The organism is Streptomyces pseudovenezuelae (assembly GCF_001513955.1).
Classification (GTDB): domain Bacteria; phylum Actinomycetota; class Actinomycetes; order Streptomycetales; family Streptomycetaceae; genus Streptomyces; species Streptomyces pseudovenezuelae.
The window spans coordinates 925,525-943,465 of record NZ_KQ948146.1; the positions used below are offsets into that span (position 1 = coordinate 925,525).

A 17,941-nucleotide genomic window follows, 5' to 3' on the forward strand; every position below is an offset into this window, starting at 1 on the left:
CGCACGACTCCGCGCGTACGCGGCCGGCATCCGAACCTCCCGCCCGGCCCTCGACCGGAGCACCTGAACCCACCCGGCCCCGACCCCATGACGGCCACGCAACCCTTCCCCGACCCACCCACCCGCACGACTCCGCGCCTACGTGACCGACATCCGAACCTCCCGTCCCACCCTCGACCAGAGCACCCCCACCCACCGACGCCACCCTGCTCCCTCTCCGCCGAGTTCGGCGACCGGCCTTCTGGCCGGGACCGGAGCTTCTGGGGCTCGTGCGTCGGGTGCTGGGTGGACGGGCTCACGGAGAGGAGCGGTTCAGCGGAGCCCCGCGTGACGAGCACCTGGCCGGGTCGGGTTTGGGGCAGGAGCGGCGTCCGGAGGGGGTGCGGGGTTGGCGGGGGCCGGACGGTCTGGGCTCGGCTCGTTCGGCCTATCTCCGCGGTACCAGGCCCACCGCCGCGACCGGTACCGCCGCCAGCAGCAGCCACGGGAGCGCGGCCGGGAGTCCGCCGTCCAGGAGGGAGCCCGTGACGGAGCTGCCGAGCAGGACGATCAGGCCGGAGACGGAGGAGAGTGCCCCGGTGTAGAGGCCGAGTCGGCCCTCCTCCGCGAGGTCGGGGACCCAGGCCCGGGCCACCGGCGCGACCAGCATCTGCCCGAAGGTGAGCAGGACGACGAACCCGGCCGAGGGCACCAGGCCCGCCGTGCCCGTCCAGTCGGCCGGACGGGACACCGCGACGACCGCGAACCCGGTGCCGATCAGCAGCAGTCCGGCGACCATGGACCGGCGCAGCGACAGCCGGGAGCCGACCCAGCGGGTGACGGGGAGCTGCGCGGTCACCACCAGCAGCGACGACAGCGCGAACAGCCAGGCCAGCGCCGACTGCGAACCGGTCGCCCGCTCCACCTCGTCGGGGAGGGCGAGATAGAGCTGGTTGTAGGCGAGCAGGTAGGCACCGTACGCGCAACACAGCGCGAGAAAACGGTGGTTGCGGATCAGCGTCCCCCATCCGCCCTTCAGCCGCACCCGTTGCCGCCCCGGAATGCGCTGCGGCAGCATCCACGCGTGCCCGGCGAGGACGAGTACGAAGATCCCGGCCCCCGCCAGACACACCGCGCGGAAGTCCACCGCCAGCAGCAGCGCGCCGAGCAACGGCCCGACGAAGGCACCGGCCTGCCCGGCGACGGTGAACAGCGCGAGGACACGCGTGCGTTGACCGCCCGACTCCTCGTGGACGACGGCCTGCCGGGCGACCTCGGACTCCACCGCCGGCGAGAACAGCGCGGCGGCGAACCCGATGAGCAGGACGGCCCCGATGACCGCCGCTGTCCGTTCGGCGTACCCGAGCCAGGCGAACCCGGCGATCCGCAGCACGCATCCGGCGAGGACGACCGGCCGGATCCCGTACCGGTCGGAGAGCGCCCCGCCCACCACGAACAGCCCCTGCTGGCTGAACGTCCTGAGTCCCAGCACGAATCCGACCAGCCAGCCCGCCATGCCGACGGACTGTCCCAGGTGCGCGGACAGGAACGGCAGTACCGCGAAGAAGCCGATGTTGAAGGCGAGTTGGGTGAGGATCAGCAGCCGCAGCAGCGGGGAGAGCCGGGCGGCGGGCCTCGGCGGAGCGACTGGCGCCGAGGTCATCCGGCTTCCACCAACTCGCGTGCGGGCAAGGGCTGTTCGGTCCTGATGGCCGACGGACGCGGACCCGCGCGCCGGCGCGGCCGCCACCGCACCCCGCCCGCCGCGCTCACCGCCAGCGCGCCCAGCAGCGCGAGGGCGGCGGCGGGGGCGAGGACGGCCCAGGGGGCGCGTTCGGCGTAGGGCTGGTTCTCGGCCAGGAGCAGGCCCCACTCCGGGGCGGGCGGCTGGGTGCCGAGGCCGAGAAAGCCGAGCGAGGCGAGGGCCAGCGCGACGCCGGGCAGGCGCAGCAGGGCGTGCCGGGTGACGGGCGGCAGGATCGCGGGCAGCAGTTCGTACCGCAGGAGGTGCCAGCGGTTCGCGCCCAGAGCTCGCGTGGCCGCCAGATGCGAGGTGGCGCGTTCCTGGCGGAGCAGCGAGGAGGTGTGCGCGGCGAGTGCCGCCCAGGAGACGGCGGCCACGGCGAGCGCGGGCGTGCCGGCTCCGCTCCCCGCGACGGCGGTCACGAGCAGCGCGGCGAGGACCGGCGGTACGGCGTTGACGGTGTCCACGAGCGGACCGGACAGCCGGGGCAGCAGTCCGAGCAGGACGCCGACCACCAGTGCGGTGACGCTGATGGCGAGGGCGACCAGCAGGGTGTCCAGCGCACCGTGGCCGACCCGGGCGAGCAGGTCCCGGCCGAGTGCGTCGGTGCCGAACGGGTGGGCCCGGGAAGGAGGTCGGAGCCGGGCCCCGGTGTCCAGGGCGAGTGGGTCGCGGAGCAGACCGAGTGCGACGACGGCGGTCAGGAGGCCGCCGTAGACGAGGGGCAGGGTGCTGCGGGTGGACCGTCGCGGCCGGTGCAGGGAGTCCAGGGCGCCGTCGCGCAGGGCCGGGCCGGTCAGGCGGCGGACGGCGAGTGTCGCGAGGCCGGTGGCGCCGGCGGCGAGCAGCAGGAGGGCGAGGGCGCCCGCCTGGAGCACGGGCAGGTCCTGCGCGAGGGCGGCCTGGAGGGTGGTGCGGCCGAGGCCCGGGATGTCGTAGATCTGCTCCACGGCGACGGAACCGGCCGTGAGCCCCACGACGAACAGGCCCAGGTTGGGCAGCAGTGCGGGGAGGCAGCGGCGGACCGCCTTGACGGCGACGGTACGGCCGCGCAGTCCGCGGGCCCCGGCCGCCAGGGTCCAGGGTTCGGCGAAGGCGCCGGGCAGCAGGTCGTCGAGGAGGCGTCCGAGCACGGCCCCGGCGGGCAGGCCGAGGGCGAGGGCGGGCAGGACCGTCCACTGCGGGCCGTACCAGCCGAGGGCCGGCAGCCAGCCGAGTTGTACGCCGACCACGGTGGCGAGGACGGAGGCGGTGAGGAACTCGGGCAGCGCGGCGAGCATCGCCGAGGCGCCGCCCCCGGACCGCCGTCGGTCGAGGCGCCGGTGGGCGCCGAGCCACAGGGTGCGGGTACACACCAGGGCGGCGGTGACGGCGGCGACCACCAGCGCCACCGTCACGAGCAGCAGGGACACCCCGAGCGCCTGGACGACGGTCGGGGTGACCTGCGTGCCGTTCAGCCACGACCGGCCGGCATCCCCTCGGGGCAGCCCGCCGAGCCACTGGCCGAGCAGGTGCAAGGGGCCTTTGTCCAGGTCGAGTTGGGCCCGGATGTCGGCCAGTACCCGCGGTGTCGGATCGCGGTCGGCGGATCGCGCCTTGAGCACGGTGAGCGCGGGGTCGGTGCGGGACAGCCACGGCAGCAGGCCGATCCCGCACACCAGGGCCGCCGCGAGCAGGACTCGCCACACCAGGGTTGCCATGTGGTGCCGCATGGATCAGCGTCGCGTTCCGGGGCCGACCAGGGTCCGCTCGTACGGGTCGAGCAGCACGCCCCGGACGTCGGTGGCGACACCGGCGATGATCCCCTGATGGGCCAGCGGGACCACGGCGTCGGTGCCCAGGACCGCGGCTTCGGCGCGCATGGCCGCGTCCTGGCGTGCACCGGTGTCGGCCACGGCGTCGGCCTCGGTGACCGCCCGGTCGACCTTCCTGTCGCACAGCCGGGAGAGGTTGTAGCCGCCGTCGCAGGTGTAGTCGCTCGCGAGGACGCCGACGGGGTCGCCGGTGTCGACGAGGCTGTTGCGGGCGCCGATGAACGCGTCGAACTTCCCCGCGAGCACGTCGGTTTCGAGCCGCGCGTACTCCCGCACCACCAGAGTGACCTTGAACCCGGCCTTCTGGAGCTGCTGTTGGAGGACCTGTGCGGCTTCGGGGAGTTCGGGGCGGTTGTCGTAGGTGGCGAGGGTGACGGACGTGCCGCGCGGTGCGGCGGCGGTCGCGCGTCCGGTGGGCCGTACCCGCTTGCCCTCGGCCCAGGTCACGGCCGGCCCGTAGATGCCGGTGCCGGGATCGGCGTAGCCCTCGAAGACCCCCTTGACGACGGCGGAGTTGTCGACGGCCTCGCGGGCGGCGGCGCGCAGTGCCGGGTTCTTGAAAGGGCCGGACCGGGTGTTGAGGTACAGGCTCGTGGTGCGGGTGGTGGCGGTCTCCTCGATGGTGGCCTTGTCGAGGGTGGCGGCCTGGGCGACGGGGATCGCCTCGGCGATGTCGACCTGCCCGGTACGCAGGGCGTTGGCGCGGGCGGTGCCGTCGGCGATGAAGCGGGCGTCGATGCCGGAGGCCTGGGCGCGGCCGCCCCAGTAGTCGTCGAAGCGGTCGAGGGCGGCGGAGGTGGAGCCGGTGACCTTGGTGAGTTCGAAGGGTCCGGTGGCGGTGCCGACCGGGTTTACCTGGCCTGGGGCGTAGGCCTTGGGGGCGAACACGGCGAGGCCGGGGCTGGACAGCCGCAGCGGCAGCACGGGGTCGGCCGACTTCGTGGTGATGCGTACGGCGTCCCCGGCGCCCTCGGCGGTGAGCGTGACGCCGGACAGCGCGGCCGGGACGGGCTCGGCCTCGGTGGCGTGGGTGAGGGCGGCGGCGACCGCGGCCGGGGTGACCTCGGAACCGTCCTGGAAGGTGGCCTCGCGCAGGGTGAACAGCCAGGTGCGGTCGTTCTCGCGGCGCCAGGACTCGGCGAGCGCGGGGCCGGCGGCGCCGTTGGCGTCGAGTGCGGTCAGTCCCTCGGTGACGCCGAGGCGGCTGAGGAGGGTGGCGTCGTCGCCGTACGGCGAGAGGTTCTCGGCGGGCGGGAAGGCGAGGGCGACCCGGAGGCGGGAGCCGTCGCCGGTGTCACCTTCCACGTCGGCGCCCTGGGAGGCGAAGCAGGCGGTGAGCAGCGGGGCGAGCAGGAGGGAGCCGAGGGTGTGACGGCGGCGCACTGCGGTCACCGTCCCATCGGTATCTCGAAGTGGACGACGTTGCTCGCGCCGCCCGTGGTCTCGCGCTCGTCGTGCACGACCTTGCCGATCGAGCGCCAGAAGGGTTCGGCGCCCGGGACGGCCGGGTCGGTGTGCAGATACACGGAGCGGTAGCCGCCGTCGGCGGCAGCGAAGGCGAGCAGTTCGCCGACCATGCGGCGGGCGAGGCCGCGCCTGCGGTGCTCGGGGCGGACGTAGATGCGGCGCAACTGGGCGGTCTCGCCGCAGGGGTAGCGCTCGGCCAGCTCGCGCGGGTTCGGCGGGTGGGCGGGGCCGCGCGAGTCGAGGGCGCCGGTGGCCACGACGGTCCCGTCCTCCGGGTCGAGGGCGACGAGGAGGGTGTGCCGGGCCGGGACGAGGTAGGCGGCGGCCGGATCGATGATGTCGGCGTGCCAGCGGGGCACGTATCCGGTGCGGAAGTCGCGGTAGACGGTGTCGAGCATCACGGCTCGCGCACCTTCGAGTTCGTCCGGGCCGGCCGCCCTGATGCTGTAGTTACGCACTTGCACATCATATGCATTAAGACTCCCGGCTTGATCGCGAGGGTGATTTGACAGTGATCGAACGCACGCCGTAGAACCTACCAACATGACATCCATTTTCAAAAAGGTGGAGCGGTAGTGCGCATCGCCTTCGTCGGCAAGGGCGGCAGCGGCAAGACCACCCTGTCGGCGCTCTTCTCCCGTCATCTGGCCCGTTCCGGCGCACCGGTGCTGGCCGTGGACGGCGACATCAACCAGCACCTCGCGGAGGCGCTGGGCCACGACGGGGACAGAGCCCTGGACGCACCGCCGTTGGGCGCGCATGTGGCCGACATCAAGGACTTCCTGCGGGGCACCAACCCGCGCATCGCCTCCCGCGAGGCGATGATCAAGACCACGCCGCCGGGCCGGGGTTCACGTCTGCTGCGTCCGCTGGGCGATGACGCCCTGCACGCCAGACACGTCCGGCGGGTGGGTGACGTCCCGCTGATGGTGACGGGCGAGTTCGACGAGAGCGACCTCGGCGTGGCCTGCTACCACTCCAAGCTGGGCGGGGTGGAGCTGTACCTCAACCATCTGGTCGACGGTCCCGGCGAGTACGTCGTCGTCGACATGACCGCCGGCGCGGACGCGTTCGCCTCGGGCCTGTTCACCCGCTTCGACCTGACCTTCCTGGTGGCCGAGCCCACCCGCAAGGGCGTCTCGGTCTACCGCCAGTACCGGGACCACGCACGGGAGTTCGGCATCCGGATCGCCGTCGTCGGCAACAAGGTGACCGGCGAGGACGACCTGCTCTTCCTCAAGGAGCACGTGGGCGACGATCTGTTGACCCACCTGGTCCAGTCACCCTGGGTGCGCGCGGCCGAACAGGGCCGTGCGGAAGGCGGCCTGGAGTCGCTGGAGCCCCACAACCGGCACGCCCTGACGATTCTGCGCGAGGCCGTCGACTCCCACCCCCGCGACTGGCCCGCCCTCCACCGCCACGCGGTCGAGTTCCACCTCCGCAACGCCCGCGCCTGGGCGAACGCGGCGACCGGCCTCGACCTGACGGCCCAGGTGGACCCGGACTTCGTGCCGGGCCCTGCCTCCCTCGTCTGACCCCCACCGCACCACGACAACAGACAGGAACCGACGCACATGTCTCTCGACGTCTCCCCGAAACTCCTCGCCGAGGCCGAGCAGGGCGACATCCGCGAGGAGGACTTCGTGGACACGGTCCGCACCTCCCTCCCCTACGCCTACGACCTGATCGCCTCCCTCGCCGTCGAACTGCGCGACGGCCAGGTCGAGTTCACCGACAACCAGACCCCTCCCCCGTCGGAACGGGAACGCGGCCAGCTGCTGCGCGCCCTCGCCAGCGACGCCATCCGCGGCAGCCTGGAACGCCACTTCGGCGTGGCCCTGGCCTTCCAGAACTGCCATCGGGTGGCCGCGTTCCGCCCGGAGTCGGTCACCGGCGAGTCGTACGCCCGCTTCACCTCGGTGCGTTCGCAGGTGCTGAACCAGTCGCCGGAGTTCAGGGACTGCTGAGCAGGGCCTCGTAGGCGTGACGAGGGGCCGGGCGGTGCGACCGCCCGGCCCCTCGTTCCCGGACCCGGGACTTCCGTCCCGGGGTCACCGTGCCGAGGTCACCGCCGGTGCCGGCGCGTACCCCGTCGGGCGGGCCGTGAAGGTGCCGCGGCCCTGCGTCCGGCTGCGCAACCTCGTCGCGTAGCCGAAGAGTTCGGCCAGCGGCACGGTCGCCGTGACGACCGCCGAACCGCCGCGCGCGGCCGAGCCCGAGACCCGGCCGCGGCGGGCGGCGAGGTCGCCGAGCACCGCGCCGACGGCGTCCCCGGGCACGGTGACCGTGACCTCGACGACCGGTTCCAGGAGGACCATCGCGCAGGCGCGCAGGGCCTCCCGCAGGCCGAACCGGCCCGCGGTGCGGAAGGCCGTGTCCGAGGAGTCCTTCACATGGGTCGACCCGTCCGTGAGGGTGACGCGCAGCCCCGTCACCGGGTGCCCGCCGAGCGGCCCCTCGGCCAGGGCGTCCCGGCAGTCGGCCTCGACCGCGCGGACGTACTCCTGCGGGACGCGCCCGCCCACGACCGTGGAACGGAACTCGAAGGCCGCCTCCGAGGGTTCGACGTCGAGGACGACATGCGCGAACTGCCCCGCTCCACCGTCCTGTTTGACGTGCCGGTGGACCAGCCCGGAGACCCCGCGCCCGACCGTCTCGCGGTGACTCACCCTCGGCCGACCGACGTCGATGACCATCCCGTGCTCACGCCGCACCTTCTCCACCGCGACCTCCAGATGCAGTTCACCCATCCCGGACAGCAGGGTCTGACCGGTCTCGGCGTCCGTGCGGACGACCAGTGAGGGGTCCTCCTCGGCCAGTCGGGCGAGCGCCGAGGCCAACCGGTCGGTGTCCACGGACCGGCTGGCCTCGACGGCCACCGACACGACCGGCTCGGCCACGCTCGGCGGTTCGAGCACGAGCGGGGCGTCCGGCGCGCACAAAGTCGAGCCGGCGCGGGCGGACTTCAGCCCGACCAGGGCGACGATGTCGCCGGCGACCGCCCGTTCCAACGGCGCGTGCCGGTCGGCCTGCACCCGCAGGATCCGTCCGACGCGCTCGGTGCGCCGCGCGCCCGCGGCCCACACGGTGGCTCCCTTCTCGATCGTTCCCGAGTACACGCGTACGTACGTCAGCCGTCCCGTGGCCGTGGCGTTCACCTTGAACGCCAGCGCCGCGAGGGGCGCCGCCGGATCGCTGGGCCGTTCCTCGCCGTTCTCGCCGCGGACGGCGGGTACGTCGAGCGGTGAGGGCAGATACGCCACGACCGCGTCCAGCAACGGCTCGACACCGCGGTTGCGGTAGGCCGAGCCGCACAGGACGACCACACCGTCGCCGCTGCGGGTGAGGTCCCGCAGGGCGGCGGTGAGGGTGCCGGCGGAAAGGGTCTCCCGATCGCAGAACTCCTCCAGGGCGGCGGGGTGGCGCTCGGCGACAGCCTCCTCCAGGAGCCGGCGGCGCTTGAGCGCTTCCTCGCGAAGAGCGTCGGGCACCGGTCCGTCCTGCGCCGCCTCACCGGAGTCGGACCAGGTCAGCGCCCGCATCCGGACCAGGTCGACGACGCCGGTGAAGGAGTCCTCGCGGCCGATGGGCAACTGCACGACCAGCGGGGCCGGATGCAGCCGTCGCCGGATCGAGTCGACGGCCGCGTCCAGGTCGGCGCCCGCGCGGTCCAGCTTGTTGACGAAGGCGATCCTCGGCACACCGTGCCGGTCCGCCTGCCGCCACACCGACTCGCTCTGCGGCTCCACGCCCGCGACCGCGTCGAACACCGCGACCGCCCCGTCGAGCACCCGGAGCGAACGCTCCACCTCGTCGGCGAAGTCGACGTGCCCCGGGGTGTCGATCAGGTTGAGGCGGTGCCCGTCCCACGCGCAGCTCACGGCCGCGGCGAAGATGGTGATCCCGCGGTCCCGCTCCTGCGGGTCGAAGTCGGTGACGGTCGTGCCGTCGTGGACCTCACCGCGCTTGTGCGTGGTTCCGGTGGCGAACAGGATCCGCTCGGTGACGGTGGTCTTGCCCGCGTCGACGTGGGCGAGGATGCCGAGGTTGCGGACGACGGAGAGCAGTTCGAGGTGGTGGGTGCGCACGGCCCATGGCCTTTCGGGTGCGGTGATGACAGGGCTGCGCGATGACCCGTACGACGACATGACGGCACGTCACATATGCGTGCCGCGGCGATAGTTGACCGTTCAGACAGTCGTCGCGGGCGTCCGGTGCCGGCCGCGCAGCGGGCACCGGAGGGGCGAGGACACGAGGATCACGTCGTACGACGTCCGGGGAACGGCGACAGCTGTGCGCACGCACATGGCCGTACTCCCCTCACTCGTCGTCCTTGGTGATGGCGAGTGTAGGGAGCCGGCCGGTGTCGGCGCACCGGGTTTTCCGCGGTCAGCGGCGCAGACCCTGGAGGCCGTCGTAGGCGGACATGACGAGGTCCATGCCCCGGGTGTCCTCGGCGGGTTCACGCATCTGGTCGGTCGCGTACGCGACCACCATGCGGGCCTCGGGGTCGATCACGACCAGGGAGCCGCCCCAGCCGCCCCAGCCGAAGGAGGTCCCGAAGAGGCCGAAGCCGAGACCGTAGCGCTGTGTCATGCCGATCACGCAGTCCTCGCCGCTGAACTGCTCCTCGCGGGCGCGCTCGGCTCCCGCCGCCGACAGCAGCCGGACACCGCCGACCGTCCCTCGGCAGGCGAGCGCAGACTGGACGAGCGCGACCGAGCGGGCGTTGCCGAACCCACTCGCGGCGGGGATCTGGGCGCGCCGCCACGCCACGCTGTTGGCGTCCCTGACACGCATCGCGGTCCCCGCAGCGGGTGTCGCGTCGGGCCCCGGCGCGCTCGCGGTGTAGTCCTCGTCCCGGCCGGGCGGCGGGACGGTACGGGCGACCCGGTGGTCGTGTTCGGCGGGGAGTCCGATGTGGAAGTCGGCACCGAGGGGGCCGGTGACCTCCTGGGCGAGGAACTCGCCGAGCGTGCGGCCGGTGATCCGGCGCACGACCTCGCCGACCAGGAAGCCCTGGGTGAGCGAGTGGTAGCCGGCCGCGGTGCCGGGCTCCCACAGGAGCGGCTGGGCGGCGAGCCGGGAGGTGGCGGCGGACCAGTCGTAGAGCTCCTCGACCGGGCCCTCCCAGTGGGGCAGGCCGGCGGTGTGCGACAGCAGGTGCCGTACCAGCACCTTGTCCTTTCCGGCGGCGGCGAACTCCGGCCAGTACCGGGCGACCTGGGCGTCCAGGTCGAGGTCGCCGCGGTCGGCGAGGATCAGCGCGCACAGCGCCGTCATCGTCTTGGTCGTGGAGAACACGTTGGTGATCGTGTCCCGCTCCCACGGGGCGGTCCGGCCGGCGTCGGCGAAGCCGCCCCAGACGTCCACCACCGGTTCACCGTCCACGAAGACGGCCACCGACCCTCCCACGTCCCCCTCGTCCAACAGCGCCGCCAGCCCGGTGGGTACCGCGGAGAACAGCTCGTCGTACGTGCCCTGGATGTCGGCCATGCCGGTATTGAGCCCGTCCGGAACCGGCGCAGTCAACCGAATTTGCGCGCCGACGATGGATATCGATCACACGTGCGGAAAGGATCCGTTCTGGAGCTTGTACTTACACACAGTGGGGGGCGCACACGTGCGGAGCCACGAGCTCAGGTCGGACAACGAGTTGAGTGGCACGGTGCACGGTCCGACCATCCAGGCAGGTTCGGTGTACGGCGGCATTCGCATCGGCTCGGACCCGCGTGACCTGAGTCCGTCGCCCTGGCAGCTTCCACCGCCGGTGCATGTGATCGACCGGTCGAAGGAATTCGAGGCTCTGGAGCGGCACCGGGCCCGTGCCGTGCGGGAGGAGCGCCCCGCGCTGGCCGCGGTGAGCGGCCTGGGCGGGGTCGGGAAGACCACCCTCGCGCTGAAATGGCTGCATACCCTGCGGCCGCACTTCCCGGCCGGTCAGCTCTACGCGGACCTGGGTGCGCAGGCGCCTGACGGTCCGGCGCTCCCCGAAGAGGTGCTCGGGCGGTTTCTGCGAGGCCTCGGAGTCCCCCCGCGCCAGGTGCCGGTGACGCTCGCGGAGCGGATGACCCTGTACAGATCCCTGACCGCCGACCGGCGTCTCGTCGTACTGCTCGACGACGCCTCGACCGCGGCCCAGGTGCGCCCGTTGCTGCCGGCCGGCCGCAGCGTGACGGCGGTGACCAGCCGCAGCCGCCTGCCCGGCCTGACCGTGGACGGCTGCTACCCCGTCCACGTGGAACCTCTCGACCCCGAGGCGGCGGTCGAACTCCTGGCGGACACCCTGTCCGACGACCGGGTGGCCGCTCAGCCCGACGACGCGCGGACCCTTGTCGAGTTGTGCGCCGGGCTGCCGCTGGCCGTGCGGGTCGCCGGGGCCCGGCTGGCGGCACGGCCGGAACGACGTATCACCACGATGGTCCGCGCGCTTGCCGAGGAGCGCGACCGGCTGGAGGTGCTGGGCATCGACGGCGACCACGATGTGCGCGCGGCGCTCGACCTGTCGTACCGGACGCTGCCGCCTCCCGCAGCCCGGCTCTACCGGCTGCTGGGACTGCATCCCGGTCCGGAGTTCGCGAGTCCGGTGGCGGTGGCGGTACTCGCCGGCGAAGGGAACGCGGCACAACTGCTCGACACCCTGCACGAGGCGAGCCTGCTCCTGGACGCCGGAGAGGAGCGTCACCGGTTTCACGACCTCGTCCGCCTGCACGCCGCCGCCAAGGCACGGGCGGACGAGCCCGGGCAGGAGCGTGAGCGGGCGCTGCGCCGTATCGCCGACCACTATCTGGCGAGCGCCACCCGGGCCGAGGAGGTCATCGATCCTCAGCACCGCACGATGGCCCGCGACTACGGTCCCGGACCGGTGGTCACGGCGGAGTCCGGACACGATCCGGAGTCCTCGCTCGACTGGCTGGAGCGGGAGCTGCCCAATCTGATGGCCGTGATCCGTCAGTCCCGCGCTGCCGGCTTCCCGAGCGTCGGGTGGCAGCTCGCCGACGCCCTGTGGCCCCTGTTCCTGCGCCGCAAGTTCTACGACGACTGGCTTGCCGCACACGAGGAAGGGCTGGCTGCGGCCGAGGAGTCGGGGGACTCCGATGCCGCGTGCCGGATGCTCACCTCCGGCGGCGTGGGGCAGCTCGGTGCCGGGAACCACGATCGGGCTCTGGAGATGTTCGAACACGCGGCCCAGCTCTTCGAGGAAGCCGGAGACCGACTCGGCCGGGCCCGCACACTCAACTACCGTGGACTCGCCCTGCAGCGCCTCGGCCGCCTCGACGAAGCCGCCGGTCTCTTCCGGCGCGCCACCGTGGAACTGCCGGCGTGCGGTGACTCGCGGGCCGCGGCCCTGGCCCGGCTGAACCTCGGTGACGTCGTGCTCGCCACCGGGCCTCCGCAGGAGGCTGCCCGCCACGCCCGTGCCGCCCGGTGCGCGCTTCTGGAGGCGGGCGACACGTACAACACGGCGCGGGCGGCCATCCTGCTGGGGCGTGCGCACCTCGCCCAGGACGAGTTCGACCAGGCGCACGAGCATCTCTCCGTCGCGCTGGCGGCGCTGCGTGGACTGACCGCGCACTACGAGATGGCCCACGCCACAGTAGGCCTGGCCGAAATCGCCGAGCGGCGTGGGCACGCTCACATGGCCCGCGCGCACTACCAGGAGGCTCTGGAGCTCTATACCTCCGTGGGCCGGTCGGCATCGACGCAGGCGGAGTCCGCGCGACAGAGACTGGGGCAACTGGAGAGCGGCGAGTCCGAGCCTCACAGGCAGAGCGACGATCCGAATCCCCCGGCGGACAGCCCTGCCACGAGCCAGGAATGAGCCAACGAGGCCACCGTCCCCCATCTGTCCGTCGGTTGCTCAGGTCCGCGGGCTCCGAACTCGATCACCCCTCCGTTCGGACCGAACCGGATCCAGCAGCGGGGACCGCAGTACACCGCCACCACGAGGGCACCCGGATGCGCGGTCGCCGCCTCGACGGCCGCGCTCGCTCCTGTGCCGTGCCCGATCAGCACGTCGCCGAGCCGGGACCAACGCCTCGGTGCGGGAAGCCGCACTCTGACGTGCTCGTCCACTGCAGGGGCCCCGGTGACCGGGTGGAGCAGGACGGTGCGGATCCGGTCCACCGGACCGTACGACCTCGTCCCCGAAGACACCACCGTGCGGAGCACGACTGCGGCAAGCTTCGTCATGGCGCCGCCACACTGCCCGGTTCGTCGTAGCGCACGGTGAGCGGGAGGCGTGCAGGCTGTGTCGTCGCCCGTGTGGTGGGGGCCCGTAATCGCAATTTGCGGTACAGCAGCGCGCGCATCCTCCGTTCGAACCGGCCGGGCTCCGAGGTGATGCGAGCTGCCACCCGCTCGCATCGGTGCGAACGCCAGGACGCGGAGCTCCGCCTGAGCTGTGGCCGCAGTGGGCGGTCCCCGCGCAGCCGGGGCGCGAAGGACATGAGTTCGGCGAGTGGTGAGCCCGGATCCACGTCGGCGTCGGGCCGGCCCGCCATGAGTATGGGTACTCCGGTCATCGCGCCGTAGAGAGAGACCGAGCCGTGATCGCCCACGATGTAGTCGGCGGCTACGAGCGCTCCGGTCCAGTCTCCGTGCGGGCTGACCAGGGTCAGTCCGGCGCGGGCCAGCCCGGCGAGCCAGGAACGGACCTGCCAGTGGCCGTGCGCGTTCCAGACGTGCGGATGCAGGAGCGCGGCGATCCGGAACTCGTCCCGGGGCAGTTCACCCACCAGCCGTTCCAACAAGTCCCACCCCTGCCCGAGGAGGGAGTCGGGCCCCCAGGTGGAACAGACCAGCACCAGCCGCTGCCCGGCTCGCACGCCCAGTGCGTCGCGGTAAAGGGCCTTGAGCGGAAGGCTGACGGCGATACGGTCGAAACAGGGGTCGCCCACGACTTCGGCCACCGGCAGGGCCTCGGGGCATTCGCGACCGAGCCTGGTCAGTTCTTCTTGATGGGCCAGTACGACCACCTCGGGCACCACCGCACCGTCTCGTACGAGTCGCTGCCTGCTGAGGCCGTAGACACCGCGCTGCGCCGCGGGTCGCCCGCTTCGGGCAGCCGACGCGATCTTGTTGTGTCCGGCACCGTGCGGCAGCACGATCACGGGTGTCTGGAGTTCGTGCAGGCTGCCGTGGCTGGCGGCCAGACCGAGGTCGAAGTCCGTCTGCACCGCCTGGCTCCAAGGCAGCACCAGACCCCTCAATCTCCCCAGGAACTCCGCCACTCCGTTACTGAACACGTCCGGTGCCTGGGTGAAGAAGACCTGCACCCGGACGTCGCCCTCCAGCAGGCGTATCGCGTCGAGCAGCCGCTGCCCCGCGATCACCGTGTGCACCACGACCAGGACGCGCCTGCGGGGCCTGCGGGTGGCCCAGCGTTCGACGTCGAGGCGTACCGGCACATGGCGCCAGTGCGGCTCGGACACTGTCACAGTCATCGTTGAACTCCCCCGGTTCTCCTTCATGCCTTCACGGCCGCGGAAACGCCGGCCGATGACAGAAGCGTGCCCGGGCGTCCGGATGGCGGGCTTGCAGAAATCCTGCACTCCTGCGCGACCGGGCATCGAAGGCGACGTGCGCCCCCTCACGCTCCGGTGCGCCTGTGTGTTCGCCCCCGGATCCCACAGAACTGTGACCCGAAGCGCTGGACAAACGTGCGAGCACTGCCGAAGTTTCAGGAAGGGGCACACCCACCGGGGGTGATCGTGGAACTTCTTGCACTGGGACCACTTGAGCTGTGGCACGGGCAGCGACAGCACGAACTCGGATCGCTGAAGGAGCGCTGCGTGATGGCCGCCCTGGTACACGCCCGGGGCGAGCCGGTCTCCGTGGACGCGCTGATGGACCGCGTCTGGAACGGGGACCCGCCGCCAACCGCCCAGGACACTCTGCACAGTTACCTCTCGCGGTTGCGAAGACGATTACGCACGGCGGTGGGCGACGACCTGGCGCGGGTGGATCGGCCCTCGCCACGGCTGTACCAACTGCGGGTCAGTCCCGAGGACATCGACCTGCTGCGTTTCCAGCGCCTGCGGGCGGATGCCGCGGCCGCCGGGGCGCGAGGAGAGCACGAGCTGGCGATCGGGCTGCTGCGTACCGCCGAAGCACTGTGGCGCGGCGATCCGTTGACCGAGTTCAGTGACAACTCCTGGGCCTTGTCCGTGCGGGCGCGGTTGATCGAGGACCATCGCCGGGTCCGAGAGGAACGCATCGGCCTGGAGATGGAGTTGGGGCGCCACGCGGACCTCATCGGCGAGCTCCAGGAGCTGGCGTCGCAGAATCCGTTCGCGCAGAAGGTGATCGGCTCCCTGATGCTGGCCCTGTACCGCTCCGGACGCCACGACGAAGCTCTCGCCGTCTACCGGAACACACGGGGAAGGTTGCATGAGAGCCAGGGCATCGAACCCGGCTCGGAACTCCAGGAACTCCATCTCCGCATGCTCGAACAGGACCACACTCTTCTGGACACGGAGACCGGACCGCCCGCTGCCGCCGTCACGCCGGAACAGCACGACTGCCTGCCCCGCGACAGCCGTGACTTCACCGGCAGGGTCGGTGAACTGCGTATCCTGCTGGCCGCCACCGGACCCGAGAACGACACTCCGGACGCCCTGCCCGTCACCGTCGTGCACGGTATGCCCGGAATCGGCAAGACGACACTCGCCGTCCATGCGGCCCACCGTCTGAGGGCCGCGTACCCGGACGGTCTGTTCTTCGTCGACCTGCGGGGCTTCGGCAGCCGACAGCCCCTCGACCCGGCAGAGGCCCTGGCGATTCTGCTGCACTCGGCCGGTTGGTCCGGTGAGTTGCCCGTGTCGTCGGACGAGAGGGCGGCCAGGTGGCGGGAGTGGACCGCGCGGCGCCGGGCGCTTGTGGTACTCGACAACGCCAGGGACGCCGGGCAGGTCACTGCCCTGCTGCCCGGGGCGCCCACCTGCCGTGTCATCGTGACCACCCGGAGCCGGCTGGCCGGGCTCGACAGCGCCACGTCCCTGTTCGTGGACGCCCTGTCGCGAACCGAAGCGGCGGCTCTCTTCTCCCGGATCGTCGGCCCCACGAGAGCCTCCGCCGAGCCCGAGGCACTGGCGAAGGTCGTGGAGGCGTGTGCGTGCCACCCCCTGGCCGTGCATCTCCTGGCGAGCCGTTTTCGCCACCGTGACTCCTGGGCGCTGCAGGACCTTCTCGACCGGCTGACGCACGCCGCCAACCCGCTGGAGGAGTTCGACTCCCTGATGGAAGGGGTCTTCAGGTTCTCGTACACCGAACTCGACGCTTGTGCCCAGCGGTTGTTCCGCTGCCTCGCCCTGCACCCCGGCCCCGACATCACCCTCGACGCGGCAGTCGCGCTGGCCGGCCCGGACTTCGAGGACGAAGCCGGATTGTTCCAGCGATGTGTGGACGATCTGCTGGATTCCAGTCTCGTCGAAGAGCCGGTACGCGGACGCTACCGCCTGCACGATCTCACCCGGGCCTTCGGTCTCCAGACCGGTGTGCGCACGGATGCGGAGGCGGACCGGCGCGCAGCGGTCGGCCGACTCGTCTCCACCCACCTCGTCAGCGCCCGGCAGGCCGACCGTCTGGTCCATCCCCACCGCCGTCCGGTCCCGCTGAGCCCGGAGCAGGAAGCCCGCGCCTCACGGACGTTCCGCGACGCGGACGACGCCTCGGTCTGGCTCTCGGTGGAACGGGCCAACCTGCTGGCGATCGCACGTGCGGCCACACTTCACCACCTGGAGTACGCGGCACTGTTTCCCAGCGTTTTGGCAAGATCCCTCAAACGGTGGGGGACTTGGGGCATCGCGACCGAGCTCTTCGACGCCGCGCTGCCCGCCCTGCGGGCCCTCGGAAACCGCGGCGCGCTCGCCCGTACCCTGACGGACCGGGCGGATCTGCTGGCACAGCGCGATCACGGTGAGGCCCTGCTGTGCGCGACGGAGGCCCTGTCGATCTACCAGGACCTGCACGACACCAACGGCCGTGCCGACGCACTCCTGCAGTCGGGCCGCGCTCACCTCGCGGCCGGCCACAGCGCTACGGCCATGTCCCTCCTGGACGAGGCACTCGCTCTGTACGCCGAGGCCGGCGACCGGTCCGGAGAGGCCGAATGCCTCAATGTGCAGGGAATCGCCCTGTACTACGCGGGGCAGTACGACGAAGCCCTGCACCGGGTCCAGCTCATGGAGGGCATCTACGAGACGCTGCCCGATCCGTACGGTCTGGCTCAGGCCCTCAACAACCGAGGTGAGCTACACCATCTCCAAGGGCGTCTCGATGAGGCCCGTGACTGCTACCAGCGATCTCTGGTCCTCATGCGCACCCACGGCGGCCGGCCCGAACTGGCGACTCTGGACACCAACCTGGGCACCGTGTTCCAGGCCACGGGCCGGACCGAGCGCGCCCTGGCCTGTTACCGCAGAGCACTCGCCAGCCACCGGAGCACCGGAGACGCGCTGGGTGAAGCGGACGTGCTGATCAGCATGGGGGTCGCCCATGCCCAGTCCGGGCGCCGGGGCGAGGCACTGCTGCACTTCACCATGGCGGAGCAGGTCGCCACCGACATCGACAACCCGTACGAGACACTGCGCGCGAAGATCGGTGCGGCTGACGTCCAACGCGAATCGGGCCGGCTGGACATCGCGTTCAACGGCTACGAGGAGGCTCTCGAGGTGGCCCGGCATGCCGAATTCCCTCTGGGCTCGGCCCAGGCGCTCGCTGGACTCGCGCGCACCGCCGCTCTGCGTCCCCGCGGCGCCCAGGAGGCCCACCGGTACGGCGAGCAGGCGATCGCTCTGTACCGGGGTCTCGGTGCCGACGGGGAAGCGGAGAAACTGCTCCGGCTTCTGGCCGGGCACGAGTCGACCGGCTCCTGAGCCCCCTCCCAGGAGCCGGCCCGCTCCGCCGCGCGAACCTGGGTCAACCGGCCGTCCGG

General features: G+C 72.0%; 11 protein-coding genes. 4 read left to right on the top strand and 7 right to left on the bottom strand.

Annotation, left to right across the window (positions count from 1 at the left end):
* Window positions 1-427: 427 nt before the first annotated feature.
* Genes AQI94_RS16275 through AQI94_RS16290 form a run of 4 tightly spaced genes read right to left on the bottom strand, consistent with a single transcriptional unit; the run spans window position 428 to window position 5,462 of the window.
* Complete coding sequence (locus AQI94_RS16275; RefSeq protein WP_031054083.1) at window positions 428-1,642, bottom strand: MDR family MFS transporter; 1,215 nt, start codon at window positions 1,640-1,642, stop codon at window positions 428-430.
* A complete protein-coding gene (locus AQI94_RS16280) occupies window positions 1,639-3,435 on the bottom strand; it encodes an ABC transporter permease subunit (RefSeq protein WP_062229778.1) in 1,797 nt (598 codons plus the stop codon). The genes AQI94_RS16275 and AQI94_RS16280 overlap by 4 nt, the downstream gene beginning before the upstream one ends.
* A 3-nt stretch (window positions 3,436-3,438) precedes the next feature.
* Entirely contained in the window at window positions 3,439-4,929 is a 1,491-nt protein-coding gene (locus AQI94_RS16285; protein WP_031052061.1) for an ABC transporter substrate-binding protein, read from the bottom strand.
* Window positions 4,926-5,462: a GNAT family N-acetyltransferase gene (locus AQI94_RS16290; protein ID WP_037943912.1), complete on the bottom strand. Its 537-nt coding sequence runs from the start codon at window positions 5,460-5,462 to the stop codon at window positions 4,926-4,928. The genes AQI94_RS16285 and AQI94_RS16290 overlap by 4 nt, the downstream gene beginning before the upstream one ends.
* A gap of 117 nt (window positions 5,463-5,579) precedes the next feature.
* On the opposite strand from AQI94_RS16290, the gene AQI94_RS16295 reads away from it, so the two are divergent.
* Both AQI94_RS16295 and AQI94_RS16300 read left to right on the top strand, forming a co-directional pair.
* Window positions 5,580-6,539 (top strand): ATP-binding protein, encoded by a 960-nt coding sequence (locus tag AQI94_RS16295; protein ID WP_031052064.1) that lies wholly within the window; start codon window positions 5,580-5,582, stop codon window positions 6,537-6,539.
* A 39-nt stretch (window positions 6,540-6,578) separates the two neighbouring features.
* Entirely contained in the window at window positions 6,579-6,971 is a 393-nt protein-coding gene (locus AQI94_RS16300) for an SCO5389 family protein (protein WP_031052065.1), read from the top strand.
* 84 nt (window positions 6,972-7,055) lie between these two features.
* Here the strand turns inward: AQI94_RS16300 and fusA are convergent, their stop codons facing one another.
* Together fusA and AQI94_RS16310 are read right to left on the bottom strand one after the other, a co-directional pair.
* Window positions 7,056-9,092: an elongation factor G gene (fusA, locus tag AQI94_RS16305; protein WP_062229779.1), complete on the bottom strand. Its 2,037-nt coding sequence runs from the start codon at window positions 9,090-9,092 to the stop codon at window positions 7,056-7,058.
* A gap of 301 nt (window positions 9,093-9,393) precedes the next feature.
* Window positions 9,394-10,500, bottom strand: a complete 1,107-nt coding sequence (locus tag AQI94_RS16310) for an EstA family serine hydrolase (protein WP_031058143.1) — start codon at window positions 10,498-10,500, stop codon at window positions 9,394-9,396.
* A gap of 127 nt (window positions 10,501-10,627) precedes the next feature.
* Here AQI94_RS16310 and AQI94_RS16315 point away from each other — a divergent pair, with 127 nt between their 5' ends.
* Entirely contained in the window at window positions 10,628-12,826 is a 2,199-nt protein-coding gene (locus AQI94_RS16315) for an ATP-binding protein (RefSeq protein ID WP_031058141.1), read from the top strand.
* Window positions 12,827-13,193: 367 nt separating this feature from the next.
* On the opposite strand, the gene AQI94_RS16320 is transcribed toward AQI94_RS16315, so the two are convergent.
* Window positions 13,194-14,450: a hypothetical protein gene (locus AQI94_RS16320; RefSeq protein WP_031058139.1), complete on the bottom strand. Its 1,257-nt coding sequence runs from the start codon at window positions 14,448-14,450 to the stop codon at window positions 13,194-13,196.
* 267 nt (window positions 14,451-14,717) lie between these two features.
* On the opposite strand from AQI94_RS16320, the gene AQI94_RS16325 reads away from it, so the two are divergent.
* Entirely contained in the window at window positions 14,718-17,882 is a 3,165-nt protein-coding gene (locus tag AQI94_RS16325; protein WP_031058138.1) for an AfsR/SARP family transcriptional regulator, read from the top strand.
* Window positions 17,883-17,941: the final 59 nt, after the last annotated feature.

Coding starts and splice junctions, on each gene's coding strand:
- AQI94_RS16300 (WP_031052065.1), top strand. CDS start 6,579: ATGTCTCTCGACGTCTCCCCGAAACTCCTCGCCGAGGCCGAGCAGGGC.
- AQI94_RS16275 (WP_031054083.1), bottom strand. CDS start 1,642: ATGACCTCGGCGCCAGTCGCTCCGCCGAGGCCCGCCGCCCGGCTCTCC.
- AQI94_RS16280 (WP_062229778.1), bottom strand. CDS start 3,435: ATGCGGCACCACATGGCAACCCTGGTGTGGCGAGTCCTGCTCGCGGCG.
- AQI94_RS16320 (WP_031058139.1), bottom strand. CDS start 14,450: ATGACTGTGACAGTGTCCGAGCCGCACTGGCGCCATGTGCCGGTACGC.
- AQI94_RS16310 (WP_031058143.1), bottom strand. CDS start 10,500: ATGGCCGACATCCAGGGCACGTACGACGAGCTGTTCTCCGCGGTACCC.